Here is a 14854-nt window from a genome sequence, read left to right as displayed (position 1 = left end):
GAGGGGGAGTTTGAGGGGGAGAGGGCCCCTATTTCAAAAGGGGCCCTCTCCCCCTCAGCCAATAGCTGTCCGCCTAGCCCTTGGCGGCCAGACGTTCCTTCACATAATTGACCAGACCGCCCTTGGCCAGGATGGCGGCCATGGAGGCCGGCAGGGGCGGGCACTGGATCTCGGCACCGTTGGTCAGGTCGCGGATGACACCGGTGGCGGCATCCACTTCCAGCTCGTCGCCGTCATTGATCTTATCCACGTCGTCGCCCACTTCCATGAGCAGCAGGCCCATGTTGAAGGCGTTGCGGTAGAAGATGCGGGCAAAGCTGTGGCCGATGACCACGGGCATGCCCGCACCCAGGATGGCGATGGGGGCGTGCTCGCGGGAGGAACCGCAGCCGAAGTTGCGGCCGGCCACCATGATGTCGCCGGGCTTCACGCGCTTGACCCAGTCAGGTTCCAGACCGGCCATGCAGTTGGCACCCAGTTCCTTGGCGTCGGAGGTCACCAGGAAGCGGGCGGGGATGATGGCATCGGTATCGATATGTTCGCCCACCTTGTGGGCCGTACCTTTGTAATTCATGACGTGATCCTTTCTGAAAAAAACGGCTTAGAGCTGGTCAGGGCCGGCGATGCAGCCCGCCACGGCACTGGCGGCCGCCACCACGGGGCTGGACAGGTAGACTTCGGAATCCAGGCTGCCCATACGGCCGCGGAAGTTGCGGTTGGTGGTGGCCACGGCGCGTTCGCCGTCACCCAGGATGCCCATGTGGCCGCCCAGGCAGGGACCGCAGGTGCAGGGGCCCACGATGCAGCCGGCATCCATGAAGACTTCCATCAGGCCTTCCTTGAGGCACTGCTTCCACACGGCGGGGGTGGAGGGCAGGACGATGCAGCGCACGCCCTTGGCCACCTTGCGGCCACGCAGGATCTCGGCGGCATCGCGCATGTCGCTGATGCGGCCGTTGGTGCAGGAGCCCACCACCACCTGCTGCACGGGCAGGTCCTTGAGCTCGGAAACGTTCTTCACGTTGGAGGGCAGGTGCGGGCAGGCCACCACGGGTTCCTGGCCGGTCACGTCGATGTCCACCACGCGCTCGTACACGGCGCCTTCGTCGGCGGCCAGGCTCATGGTCACGCCGGGGCGGCCGTGTTCGGCACAGTACTGGCGGGTGAGCTCGTCCACGGCGAACAGGCCCACCTTGCCGCCGGCTTCGATGGCCATGTTGGCCATGGTCAGACGCCCTTCCACAGGCAGGGCATCGATGACGGAGCCACCGAATTCCAGGGCCTTGTACAGGGCACCGTCCACGCCGATGGTCTTGATGAGCAGCAGCATCAGGTCCTTGCCGCGCAGCCACTTGGGCATCTGGCCGTTGATGTTCACGCGGATGGTCGGGGGCACCTTGATCCAGGTCTCGCCCAGGGCCATGCCGGCGGCGATGTCGGTGGAGCCCATGCCCGTGGCGAAGGCGCCGATGCCGCCGTAGGTGCAGGTGTGGCTGTCCGCGCCGATGACCACGTCACCGGGGCCCACCAGACCGCGTTCGGGCAGCAGGGTGTGCTCCACGCCGCAGTCGCCGCCTTCGTAGTAGTGGGTGATGCCCTGCTCCTGGGCGAACTGGCGGCTGATCATCACCTGGTTGGCCGAGGCGATGTCCTTCTGGGGCGTGAAGTGGTCCATGACCAGAGCGATCTTGTCCTTGTCGAACACGCGGCTGGCGCCCATGCCCTTGAAGGATTTGATGGCCAGGGGGCCGGTGATGTCATTGGCCAGCACCAGGGACAGGCGGCACTGGACGATCTGTCCGTCGCGCTCGATGACGTCGTCGGTGTGGGCTTGCAGGATCTTTTGCGCAAGCGTCTGAGGCATGATGGTTCTCCTTGATCCGGGACGCGGGGACGCTCCCGTGGAATGCATTGTTCGGGGGCAGGACCCCACGCAGAAAAACGGGAAAAGGCTTCGTTGATGAAGCGCGGTTGAGGAAGGATGGGAGAAGGGCCTCCCCAACAGGCCGGCCCTTCCCCTCCCCCGATCCATGCTAGCTGTGCTGGCAGTGCAGACGCTCGCCTTCCTTTTCCTTCTTGGCCAGATGGTTGAGGGCGTTCACATAGGCACGCGCCGTGGCCACCAGGATGTCGGGATGGGCGCCGCGGCCCACGGCCGAGAACTCGCCTTCGCGCAGGCGCACGGTCACTTCGCCCAGGGCGTCGGTGCCGCCGGTGACGGCGTTGACCGCGTACTGCTCCAGCTGGGGCTCACGGCCCAGCATATCGTTGATGACATTGAAGATGGCGTCCACAGGGCCCACACCGAAACCGGCGCCGCTCTTTTCCATGCCATCCACGTCCATGAGCACGGCCGCCGTGGGCGGCACGCCGCCGGCATCGGAGCTCTGCACACTCACATGGCGCAGGCGGTAGAGGTCGGGCATGCGGTAGACTTCTTCCTGCACCAGGGCCATGAGGTCGTCGTCATGCAGGGTCTTCTTGCGGTCGGCAAGGGCCTTGACGGCCTCGAAGACGATCTGCAGCTGGTCGTCGTCCAGGCTGTAGCCCAGGCTCTCGAACTTGTTGCGCACGGCATTGCGGCCGGAATGCTTGCCGATGACGAGGTTGCTCTCGTTGCGACCCACGGACTGCGGGGTCATGATCTCGTAGGTCTCGCGGTTCTTGAGCATGCCGTCCTGATGGATGCCGGACTCATGGGCAAAGGCGTTGGCGCCCACGATGGCCTTGTTGTTGGGGATGGGCTGACCGATGGTCATGGAGAGCAGGCGGCAGGAAGGATAGAGCTGCTCGGTGACGATGCCGTGCTCCAGACCGTAGTAGTCCTTGCGCACGCGCAGGGCCATGGCCAGCTCTTCGAGGGCGGCGTTGCCGGCGCGTTCGCCGATGCCGCTGATGGTCACCTCGGCCTGACGGGCGCCCACGCTGAGGGCGGCCAGGGTGTTGGCCACGGCCAGGCCCAGGTCGTTGTGACAGTGCACGCTGAAGATGGCCTTGTCGCTGTTGGGCGTGTTCTCGATGACGTAGCGGATGAGGTCGGCGAATTCCTGCGGCTGGGCATAGCCCACGGTGTCGGGCAGATTGATGGTGGTGGCGCCGGCCTTGATGGCGGTCTCCACCACGCGGCAGAGGAAGTCACGCTCGGAACGGGAGGCGTCCTCGGCGGAGAACTCCACGTTGTCGGTGTACCCGGCGCAGCGGCGCACCCCGGCTTCGATCATCTGCAGCACCACTTCGGGGTCCTTGCGCAGCTTGTACTTCATGTGCAGGGGCGAAGTGGAAAGGAAGGTATGGATGCGGGGATTTTTGGCGTCCTTCACGGCCTCCCAGCAGCGGTCGATGTCGCTGTCCATGCAGCGGCACAGACCGGCCACCTGGATGGATTTGGCCTGCCGGGCGATACGCTGCACGGACTCGAAATCCCCCTGGCTGGAGGCGGGGAAACCGGCTTCCATAATGTCCACGCCCAGCACTTCGAGCTGGTGGGCAATACGGAGCTTTTCCTGAAGGTTCATGGTAGCGCCCGGCGACTGTTCGCCGTCACGCAGGGTGGTGTCGAAAAAGAACACGCGGTTGGACATGGATCTGACTCCTCTGATCGGACACCCGCGAAGGGTGCTTGTTTGTTATGCTACTGCATAACGGCCGCCCTGCCGGCGGCGATCAGAAGGTCCTCTCCGCCCCCGCGGGGCGACAAACCGTTACGCAGCTTTCTCCTCGTCCTGCAGATTCAGGGCGCGTAGTAGCTGACGGTTACGACGGGGCAGAATAACGAAAGAGTAGTAGAGGCCGCCACAGATGTAGACGGCGCAGAGCAGGAAGCCGAACAGGCGCGGCTGGGCGTAGACCAGGCCAAAGATGACCATGACGGCCAGCAGATAGCGCACCGGATGGGCACGCAGGAAATCATACTCCTTGAAGGAGAAGTAGCGCACGCGGCTCACCATGAGCACGCCCAGGCCCAGAGCGATGATGATGCTCACATAGGGCAGGGCGGGCAGAAAGAACTCCGGCAGGATGCCGGCGAAATACAAAAACGCCACCACTGTGCAGCCCGCGGCGGGGATGGGCAGCCCGATGAAGAAACGTTTGCCGGTCACGGCCGTGCTGATGTTGAAGCGGGCCAGGCGCAGGGCACCGCAGGCGGCAAAGAGGAAGGCCACCACCACGCCGAAGCGGCCCAGGCTCTCCAGCTGCCACTGCCAGAGCAGGAAGGCCGGAGCGAGACCGAAGGCGATGAGGTCAGCCAGGGAGTCATACTGGACACCGAATTCGCTGGCCGTATGGGTCAGGCGAGCCACCTTGCCGTCCATGCCGTCCAGCAGAGCGGACAGCACGATGGCCAGACCCGCTTCTTCAAAACGGGACTGCACAGCCCAGACCATGGACAAAAAGCCCATGAACATGCTCAACGACGTGATGAGGTTGGGCAGGAGGTAGATGCTCTTGTGTACGGGCAGTTTTTTTTCTTGCGGCTGGGTGTCCACAACCATGCTCCACTCGACTCGAAATCAGTTTCTGGTGGCAAGCGTGCTCTGGCCTGCAAAGACCTGCTCGCCGATGTTCACAGAGGGAACATAGCCTTCGGGCAGGTAAAGGTCAACACGGGAACCGAAGCGGATCATACCGTAGCGCTGGCCGCGCTCCAGGGCATCGCCTTCGGACACGCGGCAGACGATGCGGCGGGCGATGAGCCCGGCGATCTGCACCATGGTCCAGGCGGCGCCGTCTTCGCCGCGCAGCAGGTAGCCGCAGCGTTCGTTGTCGGTGGCGGCCTTGTCGTAGGCGGCATTGACGAACTTGCCCGGCCAGTAGCGGATCTGCTCCACCACCCCGGTCACGGGCGAGCGGTTCACATGCACGCTGAACACGTTCATGAAGATGCTGATGCAGGTACGCTCGTCACCGGTCAGGGGATCGGACTTGCGCTCGATGCGGATGACGCGGCCATCGGCCGGGCTGACGGCCAGGCCGGGCGCGGTGGGCACCACGCGTTCGGGGTCACGGAAGAAGTGGAAGGCGAACCAGCACAGGGCCAGGGCCAGGACAGCGGGGACCGGCCAGTCGAGGCAGGCGAAAACAAGGGCCGTCAGGGCCGTGATGCCGATGGTGGGCCAGCCTTCGGGGGTGATGCCGCAAGAAGCAGGGCGCATGCATTATCTCCTGATGGGATGGAAAACTGAGCTATAGCCTGTCGCCCGCCGCAAGGCAAGCGGACTTTTTCACGATCTCCCCGGCAAGGTGGACCCTGTTGCGTCCGTGCTCCTTGGCGCTGTACAGGGCGCTGTCGGCGGTCTCCAGGAGCCGGGGCAGAATCTCGGGCGTCAGCTCTCCGACGGCGGCCACGCCCAGGCTGATGGTCACACGTCCGGCAGGGCTGCCGGGGTGGGGGATGCCCAGCTGCTCCACGGCCTGGCGCAGACGCTCGGCCACGTGCAGGGCATGCTCCGGCGGGACCCCGTCCAGCACCACGGCGAACTCCTCCCCGCCGTAGCGGAAGATCTCGCGGTCGCCGCCGCGCAGGCCGTCCCGCATGGCCTGGGCAACCCGGTGCAGGCACGCGTCCCCTTCCTGATGGCCCAGCGTATCGTTATAGATCTTGAACAGGTCCACATCCAGCATGATGAGGCTGACCGTCTGCCGCAGCTCCGCCAGATCCGCAAGCCGCATGTCCAGGGCGCGCCGGTTGGGGATGCCCGTCAGGCTGTCCATGAGGCTCATGCGGGAGTAGGCGTCCTTCTCCTCTTCCAGACGGCAGCTGCGTTCCTTGAGCGAGCCCAGGTAGCCGCCGATGTCGGGCACGATGTCCACCACTTCCTGCAATTCGGTGATGTGGACGGCGGGGATGGGCTCCGGCTGCATGCCGTCGCGCAGGCGGGAAAGGTTCCCGGCGATGCGCACCAGCGGCCGCAGCAGGTCGCGCCGCAACAGCAGGAGCAGGACCAGCAAAAAGGCCAGCAGGCCCAGCGTGAAAAGGAAGATGCTCCAGACGATGTAATCCGTCGCTTCGGAAAGGGACTCGGCCTCTTCCAGCGATCGCTGCAATTCACGCGAGGAGATGACGCTGACAAGCCGTTGCAGCTCGTCTTCCAGCGCCTGCCAGAGGGCACGGGCCTGGGCGTCGGCAGCGAGTTTTTCCCTCCAGGCTCCGGCCAGAGCGAGCTTGCGCTGCCCGAACAGGTCGCAGATGTCCCGGGATTCCCCGGCTCCTGCGCATATCTCGTCCACCGGAGCCAGCAAACGACGCATCTCGTCAAAGGCTTTCTGGCCGTGGCGCACGCCGTCCCGGCCGGTATGGGAAAAGATCACCTCATCGGCCAGCTGCCGTCCCGTGGCCCTCTCCAGGCTGTTGAGGGCAAGCATCATCTCCATCTCGTGGCGGTGGAGCCGGGAAAGTATCCTGTCCGCCTCCATGCAGACATCGTAGAGTTGCCGGACCCGCGGGCCCAAGTCCAGGACGATGCCGGCCACGGGCGAGGGGTCATGCTCCATGCCGGCCAGCAGGGCCTGGGCATGCAGACGGGCACGCCGCCGCTCCAGAGGGGCTTCGGCCAGATAGATGATGGCCAGCTGCTTGCGCAGCATGTTCAGGTTGGTCCGGGTGCGCTGGGCCTCCAGGACCCCGGGCAGCTGGACATCCTGCAGGGCCTCCACCGTGGTGCGGAAACGGGCCAGATACGGCCAGAGCACGGCCACCGCCAGCAGGAGCATCACGCACCAGGGCAGAACCAGCAGGGCCAGATAGCGGCGGGCCGGCAAAGGTTTGTTGCGGATGTAACCTATCATGGCAAGACCTTGGAAACTCTCCTTCGGAAAAGGGACCGTGGTGATCCCGCAGCGTGCCGCCGCCCGGTATCAGTAGATGATGTACTGGAAATAGTTGCGGCTGCGGTTGTGGAGCTCGCCACTGTAAAGCAGCGTCTTCAGCTCCCTGTTCACGGCAGCCAGCAGATCGTGGCGCCCGGCCCTGACCGCCACGCAGCTCCCGGTGGCGCGCGTCTCGGCATCGAAGGGGATATCCAGCCGGTCGAACTCCAGCCCGGCGTCCGTCAGCAAAAAGGCATAGCCTGCCAGATCATTGATGAACAACACATCTATGCCGCCCTGCTTCAGACGCTCGATGAGTTCCTGCACGCTGCCGGTGACGATGATGGCCTCCGGCCAGAAGCCCCGGGCCCGCTGCACCAGCACCGACCCCCGGTAAACGCCGATACGGGCGCCCGCCTCATCCGGTCCGCGTCCGCCGGGACGCCCGATGCACATGGCCCGCGAATGGTAGTACGGGGTACTGTAGAGCAGCCCTTCCTGCTTTGGCTCCAGCCGCTGGGCAAAGATCAGGTCCAGACTGCCGTCCCTGAGCCCCCGCAGCAATTTTTCCTGCGTCCCGAACGTCCAGACGCAAGTGCGCCCCAGACGGCGGCATAGATCGGCCGCCAGATCGAATTCGAAGCCGCGCCGTTGTCCGTTCGCGTCGACATAGGACAGGGGCGGATACTCGTCCGTAAGGCCGACGTGCAGCTCCTTGCCGGCCGCCATTGCGGACGCAGCAGCGAGGCAAAGATATAAACATAGGGCAACGATAAGAAATTGTCGCATACGTAACTACCAATAGTAATTTTTTGCACCCTACACTATTCTGCGGCAAAAGCCAGCCCTTTGTGCGGTTGCCAGCCACGCCGCCAGTCCGTATAGTCGGGCCGAGGTGGAATATGAGACATTCGCCCCTTTTCCTGTTGGCCGTCTGCGTCCTGACGGCCCTGCTGGCCGCCTGCGGCCCCAAGGATATCGGCACCGGGACCTCCGAGCCCGACACCATGCCGGCCGGTGTCAGCGGCGCCGACAGCATGCGCCAGCCCATGACCGGCAACAACAGCACCCAGACCATGCTGTATTATTTCAACCGGCCGGACGTCATGCAGTCCATGCAGCGCAGCCAGTTCAACATGTACATGCGCCACATGGGCCGGGACATCTCGCCCGAAGATCCCGCCTACCGGGCCGTCCCCCGGCAGCGCAGTCCCTTCCGTCAGTAGAGGAACATCATGGATCCTGTCACCCATGCCGCCAGCGGCGCCCTTGCCATGCTGGCCATGCCGCAGCGCCCTGCCACCCGCTGGGCCCTGCCCCTGGCAGCCTTCGCTGCCGCCGCGCCCGATCTGGACATCCTGGCCGCCAGCGGCCCCCTGCAGACCCTGCTGCTGCACCGCGGCATCACCCACGCCCTGGCGGCGGCACCGTTCATGGGCCTGCTGCTGGCCATACTGGCCCGCCCCCTCTGGCGCTACGACACCCGCAACGCCTGGTCGTTCGGCGGGGTCTGGGCCTTCATGATGCTCCTGGTCCTGCTGCATATCTGGCTCGATGCCCTGACCACCTACGGCACGCTGGTCTGGCTGCCCTTCTCCGGGGAGCGTCTGCGCCTCAACGCCGTCTACATCATCGACCTGCTCATGACCCTGCCCCTGCTCTGGGGCATCTGGCACGGCCTGCGGCAGGAAAAGAAGCGTGCCCAGGCACAGGGGGCCATCCCCTTCCCCTTCCAGGATACGGCCTCGCTCACTGTCTCGGACGGCAAGCCCGGCGTCCGGCTGGCCCTGTTCTGGAGCATCCTCCTCTACCCGGCCCTGGCCCTGGGGTGCCAGATCTGGCACACGCAGCAGATGCAGGCCTCTCTGGCCGCCCAAGGACGCGACATCCGTCAGCTGGTGGTGCTGCCCGATGCCTTCGCCCCCCTGTTCTGGCGGGCGCTCTATCTGGAAAAGCTGCCTGCCCGCCCCGCCGATGCCCCGGCATGGCAGGCGGAGCTCGATCCCCTGCTGCCCCCCGCGGACAGACAGGAAGATCTGGTAGTCCGTATCCAGGGGCTGGATGCTCTGGGCCGTCCCCACGGTCAGGAGGAGACCCGCGTGGCCGCGCCCTCCGGCCTGATGACGGCCCTGGCCCGCCAGTCCTCGGCCTGCCGAGCCTTCGACCAGTTCCTGCTGCTGCCCGTCATCTCGCCGCTGCCCGAAGGCCAGCGCACCACGGACATGCCCGGTGCCAGCCAGTGGCTGCTGCATGACGAGCGCTTCGGCTCGCAACTGGGGATGGTGCAGAAGACCATGGCCATGCGGCCCAATGCCGGCATCCCCTTCCAGCTCATGGTGCAGCTGGAGCCCGGCAACATGGGCCCGCGCCTGCTGCAGGAGCGCCTGTACTTTTCCGACAGCCGCCGCGATTCCGGCTGGCAGGCCCCGCGCCGTCCGTCCCAGCCCGCCTTCCTGCCCTGGCTTGCGGGATTGCGCTAGCAGAGTGCAAGGACACGAAGCCTTTTAAAAGAGCTGAGCTGCCCCGGCTGGTTGTGCGCAGCCCTGCGGCGAACGGGCAAGGCCCGCGATCCTTCCCGGCAGCAGCGTGCCGCCCCTGCCTTCGAGATGAACAAAACGCGCCTCTTCCTTCCGGAAAGAGGCGCGTTCCTTTTTGTGCCGTCCATGCCCATGCCGCGAACGCGGACATCCCGCCGGGAAGGCCTGGATACAAAAAAGCCGGGGCAAGGCTGCTGCCTGCCACCGGCGATCATCCATGACCGGCACGAAAAACGCCCGGCTTCAGAAACAGGAAAAGGCTGGTATTTCTACCAGCCTTGCTTTCCATTGGTGCCGAAGGGGAGAGTCGAACTCCCACTCCGTTGCCAGAACTAGACCCTGAACCTAGCGTGTCTACCAATTCCACCACTTCGGCGCGAAAATCTGTCTACAGGATTCGTCCCCCGCTGGCAAGCTTTTTTTTAGATTTTTCCCATTTTTTATTTTTTAGGCGTAAAATCAAGAAGATACAAACAGCTCCGACGGGATTCCCTGCGGAAAACGGCCGGACAGATGCCGCCGCCTGCGGGCGCCCCCACGAATCGGCAGCAGGGAAGATGCTGCCGTTTACCAAACATCCCCGGAAGCAGGGATGGAGCCTCCGGCCGTCGTCACCTCCTCTGGAGATGCGGTGAAAACGCGTGATGGCCCCCCGACCAGTGCCGGGGCAGTCTTCCCTCCTCTTGCACAGGCAGCCGATTTTTCGCAGACTGGCGGCCCGGCCACGTCCGGCAAACTGCAAGGAACCCGCATGCCCAGCACTGCCCCACAGCCTTCCCGGCCCGCGTTTTGCCCTGCCCCTGTCCTTCGGCGCGGGGAAGACGTTCTTCGTCTCCATGTCCTGTCCCCGGCACGGCAGATACCGGCCTGCCTTCCTTCCCGTACCGCCGCCTGTCCGGCAGCGGCACTCAGGCCCCGCCCGGCGGCGACCACAGAGGTGTGGCGATGAGCGTGCTGTCCGTCCTGCTCCTCCTGCCCGCCGCCCTGCTGCTGGACCGTCTGTTCGGCGAGCCCCCGGCCCGCATCCATCCCGTCTGCGGCATGGGCGCCCTGGCCGCCACAGCGGAGCGTATCTTCCGGCACGGCCCCAACGGGCCTCGCATGACGCTGGCCGGTCTGGCGGCCTGCCTGTCTGTGGTCCTGTCGGTGGGCCTGCTGGCGGCGTTGCCTGTCCGGCTTGCCGGGGAACTGTTGGGGGATGGGGCCGCCTGGTGCGTCTGCGTGGTCGTGGTCTCCCTCTGTCTGGCGCCCCGCTGCCTGGACGAACACGCCCGCCGCGTGGCCCAGCCGCTGGAGCGGGGCGATCTGGAGGCGGCCCGCCGGGCCGTTTCCATGCTGGTGGGGCGCGACCCGCAACAGCTGGATGCCCATGGCGTGGCCCGGGCCTGCGTGGAGAGCGTGGGCGAGAACCTGACCGACGGCATCCTGGCCACCCTGTTCTGGGCGACGGCGGGCCTGCTGCTGGCCGGACTGCCCGGGGCCGCCGCTCTGGCCGCATGCCATCGTGCCGCCAACGTGCTGGATGCCCTATGGGGCAAACGCAACGAGACCTACCGCTGTTTCGGCACAGCCGCCGCCCGGCTGGACGACGTGCTCAACTGGTGCCCGGCACGGCTGGCCCTGCCCTGCATCGTGCTGGCCGCGGCCCTGCTGCCCGGCCTCGATGCCCGGGCCTGCCGCCGGGTGGGCTGGCGCGACCGCCATGCCCACGAAAGCCCCAATTCCGCCTGGAGCGAAGCCGCCTTTGCCGGGGCCCTGGGCCTGCGACTGGGCGGCCCGGCCTGGTACGGCCCCCTGTACCGCGACCATCCCTGGCTGGGCGACGGCAGCCCGCTGGCCACGGCCCGGCATATCCTGCAGTCCGTGCGCCTCATGTGGGCTTCCGTACTGGTCTTCGCAGCACTGGCTTCCCTGCTGTCGGCGCTGATGGCCTGCATTTGAGGAGAGCCCGCATATCAGGGGACCGAGACGGCGGCTTTCCCTTTCAACCTCCAGCAAAGCGATATCTCATGTCCATCATCACGTCGTTCCGTGCCGGTCTGGCCTTCTTCACCCGCATCCCCGTGGGCTCCGCGCCCCTGCCTCCCACCCTTTCCGGTGTGGTGGCCTGGCTGCCCGCCGTGGGCCTGCTGGTGGGCGCGCTGGCCGCCCTGGCCCTGCTGCTGGCTGTCCTGCTGGGCCTGCCCGCCCCGCTCTGCGGTATCGGGGCCGCCCTTGTCTGGACCGTCATCACCGGCGGCCTGCATCTGGACGGGGTCGCCGACTGCGGCGACGGTCTGCTGGTGGAGACCTCGCCCGAACGCCGTCTGACCATCATGAAGGATTCCCGCCTGGGCAGCTTCGGCGCTCTGGCCCTGTTCTTCGTCCTCTCCACCAAGGTCGCGGCACTGGCGGCACTGGCCGGGATGGCGCCCCTGCACGCGCTGGGGGCCTGCTGCCTTGCCGGTCTGCTGGGACGCTGTCAGGTCTTCGTGGGCATGCGTCTGCCCTCAGCCCGGCCCGGCGGTCTGGGGTCCATGATGCACGACGGCATGAAGCCCCGCTACGCCTACACGGCCCTCGGGCTCTGCCTTGCGGCCTGCCTCGTGATGGGGCGGCATGGCCTCTACGCCCTGCTGGCGGCCGTGCTGGTGGCCTGCTGGCTGCTTTCCGCGGCCCGCAAGCGCATCGGCGGCGTCACGGGCGACGTTTTCGGGGCCCTCATCGAGACCGCGGAATGCGCCGTGCTGGCTGTCTGCTGCCTGCCGTAACCCACACGGCACCTGCCATCTGAAAAGGAAGACCCTATGGAAGATCTTGACCTGACCCTGTTCCTGGGCGGGACCCGCAGCGGCAAGAGCGCCCTGGCCGAGGCCCTGGTCACGGCAAGGGCCCAGGGGCCCGTCTGGTATCTGGCCACGGCCCGCCCCCTGGGGGACGACCCCGCCATGGCCGAACGCATCCGGCGTCACCGCAGCCGCCGCCCCGCCCACTGGCACACGCTGGAATGCCCCCGGCATCCGGGCCGGGAGCTGGCCCCCCTGCTGGCCGCACAGGCCCCGGACGGCCCCATGCCCACCGTCCTGCTGGACTGCGTGACCCTATGGATGAGCAACATCCTGTTCGCTTTGGACGATCCGCAGGATGCGGCAGCCTTCGAGGCCAGTCTCAGGGAAGAAGTGGAGGGATTGCTGCACACCATGCGCGCCTTCCCCTGCCGCTGGGTGCTGGTCTCCGGCGAGACCGGCCTTGGCGGCATACAGGCGGAACGCCTGGCCCGTATCTTCGACGACGGTCTGGGCCTGGCCAACCAGATGCTGGCCGCACAGGCACGGGATGCGTTCCTTGTGGTAGCCGGACGCTGCCTGCGGCTGGAAAAGATGACCTTTTGAGCTTCCGCCTGCGTGTTGCCGTACACAGCGCACACCCGTTCCGCATGGCAAAATACAAGACGTGCCCTTTCCCTACGGAAAGAGCACGTCTTCTTGTCGGCATGACAGCAACGAACGCGGGGCTGCCGCCTTCTGTCCCGGGGATGCGGATACAAAAAAAGCCGGGGCAAGACCGTTGCCTGCCACCGGCGATCATCCATGACCGGCACAAAAACTGCCCGGCCCCAGAAACAGGAAAAGGCTGGTATTTCTACCAGCCTTGCTTTCCATTGGTGCCGAAGGGGAGAGTCGAACTCCCACTCCGTTGCCAGAACTAGACCCTGAACCTAGCGTGTCTACCAATTCCACCACTTCGGCGCGGAAATGTATGTAGCGGATTTGCCCCTGCCTGGCAAGTGTTTTTTGCAAAAAAATTTCCGGCCCGGCATTTTCCGCCCCCGGCCTGCCCGGCAGGCCCCGGCCGCCTTGCCTTGCGCCTGTCCATGCGCTACACAGCAAGGCACACTCTTAATGAAGGATACGCCTCATGCAGGACAATTTTTCCCATCTGGACAAGGACGGCAACATCACCATGGTGGACGTGGGCGCCAAGCCCGACACCCAGCGTGTGGCCATTGCCGAAGCCATCGTGGAGCTTTCGCCCAACACCCTGAAGCTGCTCAAGGAATGCGCCCTGCCCAAGGGCGACGTGCTGACCTGTGCCAAGGTGGGCGGCATCATGGCCGCCAAGCGCACCTCGGAACTGATCCCGCTTTGCCATCCCCTGAACCTGAACCTGGTGGACGTGCGCTTTGACGTGCGCGACACCCCACCCAGCGTGCGCATCGAGGCCGAGACCCGCACCACCGGTCCCACGGGCGTGGAGATGGAAGCCATCATCGCCGCCCAGACCGCCGCTGCCGTCATCTATGACATGTGCAAGGCCGTGCAGCGCGACATCGTCATCAGCCGCGTCCGTCTGCTGTTCAAGGACGGCGGCCGCAGCGGCGCCTTCCACGCCAAGCCCATGGACTAAGACGGATGCAGTCCCCTGCCATCGATCCCGTGGCCTTCAGCATCGGCTCCCTGCAGCTGCGCTGGTACGGCCTCATGTATTTGCTGGCCTTTTTCGTGGGCTGGGGCCTGGCCCGCTGGCGGGCCTCCCGTCCCGGTTCCGGCTGGAAGACCGTGGATGTGGACGACCTGCTGACCTTCGTCATGCTGGGCGTCATCCTGGGCGCGCGCCTGGGCTATGTGCTCTTCTACGACCTGCCCGCCTACATCGACGACCCCGGCGAGATACTGCGCATCTGGAACGGCGGCATGTCCTTCCACGGCGGCCTGCTGGGCGTGCTCTGCGCCTTCTGGTATTTCGCGCGCACCCGCAAGAAGTCCTTCCTCGAAGTCTCGGACTTCATCGCGCCGCTGGTGCCCCAGGGCCTGTTCTGGGGCCGCATGGGCAACTTCATCAACGGCGAGCTCTGGGGCAAGGTCAGCGACGTGCCCTGGGCCATGGTCTTCCCCACCGGCGGGCCCTGGCCGCGCCACCCCTCGCAACTCTATGAAGGCCTGCTGGAAGGGCTGGTGCTGTTCGTGGTGCTCTGGATCTTCTCCGCTCGGCCGCGCAAGGCGGGCGCCGTCTCCGGCCTCTTCGCGCTGCTCTACGCCGTGTTCCGCTTTGGCGTGGAATTCGTGCGCGTGCCCGATGCCCAGCTGGGCTACCTGGCCTTCGGCTGGCTGACCATGGGCCAGCTGCTCTGCCTGCCGCTCATGGCCGCGGGCCTGTGGCTGCTGTGCCGCACGCCGCGGGCACAGGCCGCCGTGGAGCCCGCAGCGGCTCCCCGCAAGGGCAAGAGCGCACGAAAGCGTTGACAGACCTTGGCTCTTCTGTGTAGATATTCGCCGCTTATCTGAATTTTTTTGGAGGAAATATGGCTAAAGAAGGTTCCATTGAAGTTGACGGCGTGGTGCAGGAAGCCCTGCCCAATGCCATGTTCCGTGTGGAGCTGGAAAACGGCCACGAAGTGCTGGCGCACATTTCCGGCAAGATGCGCAAGTTCTACATCCGCATCCTGCCCGGCGACCGCGTGAAGGTGGAGCTCTCTCCCTACGACCTGACCCGCGGCCGCATCACCTACCGCATGAAGTAGCCCGCACCCG

15 protein-coding genes and 2 tRNA genes are annotated in these 14854 nt (G+C 65.6%); 8 read left to right on the top strand and 9 right to left on the bottom strand.

The genetic code is table 11. The features are described 5' to 3' along the window. Window positions 1-73 precede the first annotated feature (73 nt). The 7 genes from DESPIG_RS11565 to DESPIG_RS11535 form a co-directional block, all read right to left on the bottom strand. Complete coding sequence (locus DESPIG_RS11565) at window positions 74-574, bottom strand: 3-isopropylmalate dehydratase small subunit (RefSeq protein WP_006008919.1); 501 nt, start codon at window positions 572-574, stop codon at window positions 74-76. Between the two features lie 27 nt (window positions 575-601). Next, a complete protein-coding gene (locus tag DESPIG_RS11560; protein ID WP_006008918.1) occupies window positions 602-1864 on the bottom strand; it encodes a 3-isopropylmalate dehydratase large subunit in 1263 nt (420 codons plus the stop codon). A 169-nt stretch (window positions 1865-2033) separates the two neighbouring features. After that, on the bottom strand, window positions 2034-3581 hold the full coding sequence (locus DESPIG_RS11555) for a 2-isopropylmalate synthase (RefSeq protein WP_006008917.1): 1548 nt from the start codon (window positions 3579-3581) through the stop codon (window positions 2034-2036). A 120-nt stretch (window positions 3582-3701) separates the two neighbouring features. Then, the gene (gene pssA, locus DESPIG_RS11550) at window positions 3702-4493 is read right to left on the bottom strand and encodes a CDP-diacylglycerol--serine O-phosphatidyltransferase (RefSeq protein WP_006008916.1); all 792 of its coding nucleotides are present in this window, start codon (window positions 4491-4493) and stop codon (window positions 3702-3704) included. Window positions 4494-4511: 18 nt separating this feature from the next. Then, window positions 4512-5153, bottom strand: a complete 642-nt coding sequence (locus tag DESPIG_RS11545; protein WP_006008915.1) for a phosphatidylserine decarboxylase family protein — start codon at window positions 5151-5153, stop codon at window positions 4512-4514. 31 nt (window positions 5154-5184) lie between these two features. Continuing rightward, the gene (locus tag DESPIG_RS12975) at window positions 5185-6786 is read right to left on the bottom strand and encodes a GGDEF domain-containing protein (RefSeq protein ID WP_006008914.1); all 1602 of its coding nucleotides are present in this window, start codon (window positions 6784-6786) and stop codon (window positions 5185-5187) included. Between the two features lie 69 nt (window positions 6787-6855). After that, complete coding sequence (locus DESPIG_RS11535) at window positions 6856-7536, bottom strand: substrate-binding periplasmic protein (protein WP_006008913.1); 681 nt, start codon at window positions 7534-7536, stop codon at window positions 6856-6858. 173 nt (window positions 7537-7709) lie between these two features. Between DESPIG_RS11535 and DESPIG_RS11530 the strand changes: the two genes are divergently transcribed. Together DESPIG_RS11530 and DESPIG_RS11525 are read left to right on the top strand one after the other, a co-directional pair. Further along, on the top strand, window positions 7710-8033 hold the full coding sequence (locus tag DESPIG_RS11530; protein WP_006008912.1) for a hypothetical protein: 324 nt from the start codon (window positions 7710-7712) through the stop codon (window positions 8031-8033). A 9-nt stretch (window positions 8034-8042) separates the two neighbouring features. After that, complete coding sequence (locus DESPIG_RS11525; protein ID WP_006008911.1) at window positions 8043-9287, top strand: metal-dependent hydrolase; 1245 nt, start codon at window positions 8043-8045, stop codon at window positions 9285-9287. A gap of 346 nt (window positions 9288-9633) precedes the next feature. Here DESPIG_RS11525 and DESPIG_RS11520 read toward each other — a convergent pair. Then, window positions 9634-9720, bottom strand: a tRNA-Leu gene (locus DESPIG_RS11520). Between the two features lie 569 nt (window positions 9721-10289). Here DESPIG_RS11520 and cbiB point away from each other — a divergent pair. The 3 genes from cbiB (at window position 10290) to DESPIG_RS11505 (ending at window position 12715) form a co-directional block, all read left to right on the top strand. Beyond that, window positions 10290-11285: an adenosylcobinamide-phosphate synthase CbiB gene (gene cbiB, locus DESPIG_RS11515; RefSeq protein ID WP_006008905.1), complete on the top strand. Its 996-nt coding sequence runs from the start codon at window positions 10290-10292 to the stop codon at window positions 11283-11285. A gap of 68 nt (window positions 11286-11353) precedes the next feature. Then, window positions 11354-12094 carry an adenosylcobinamide-GDP ribazoletransferase gene (gene cobS / locus DESPIG_RS11510; protein WP_006008904.1) on the top strand — a complete coding sequence of 247 codons (741 nt, stop codon included), beginning with the start codon at window positions 11354-11356 and terminating at the stop codon, window positions 12092-12094. Between the two features lie 36 nt (window positions 12095-12130). After that, on the top strand, window positions 12131-12715 hold the full coding sequence (locus DESPIG_RS11505; protein ID WP_006008903.1) for a bifunctional adenosylcobinamide kinase/adenosylcobinamide-phosphate guanylyltransferase: 585 nt from the start codon (window positions 12131-12133) through the stop codon (window positions 12713-12715). Window positions 12716-12985: 270 nt separating this feature from the next. Here the strand turns inward: DESPIG_RS11505 and DESPIG_RS11500 are convergent. Then, a tRNA-Leu gene (locus DESPIG_RS11500) sits at window positions 12986-13072 on the bottom strand. A 169-nt stretch (window positions 13073-13241) separates the two neighbouring features. Between DESPIG_RS11500 and moaC the strand changes: the two genes are divergently transcribed. Genes moaC through infA form a run of 3 tightly spaced genes read left to right on the top strand, consistent with a single transcriptional unit; the run spans window position 13242 to window position 14844 of the window. After that, complete coding sequence (gene moaC / locus DESPIG_RS11495; protein ID WP_006008901.1) at window positions 13242-13730, top strand: cyclic pyranopterin monophosphate synthase MoaC; 489 nt, start codon at window positions 13242-13244, stop codon at window positions 13728-13730. Window positions 13731-13735: 5 nt separating this feature from the next. After that, on the top strand, window positions 13736-14566 hold the full coding sequence (gene lgt / locus DESPIG_RS11490) for a prolipoprotein diacylglyceryl transferase (RefSeq protein WP_006008900.1): 831 nt from the start codon (window positions 13736-13738) through the stop codon (window positions 14564-14566). A 59-nt stretch (window positions 14567-14625) separates the two neighbouring features. After that, window positions 14626-14844, top strand: a complete 219-nt coding sequence (gene infA / locus DESPIG_RS11485; RefSeq protein WP_006008898.1) for a translation initiation factor IF-1 — start codon at window positions 14626-14628, stop codon at window positions 14842-14844. Window positions 14845-14854: the final 10 nt, after the last annotated feature.

Origin of the sequence: Desulfovibrio piger ATCC 29098 (assembly GCF_000156375.1) — a bacterium.
In the GTDB taxonomy this organism is placed as follows: domain Bacteria; phylum Desulfobacterota; class Desulfovibrionia; order Desulfovibrionales; family Desulfovibrionaceae; genus Desulfovibrio; species Desulfovibrio piger.
The sequence above is the reverse complement of the archived record's forward strand: the minus strand, read 5'-3'. Positions and strand labels throughout refer to the sequence as shown.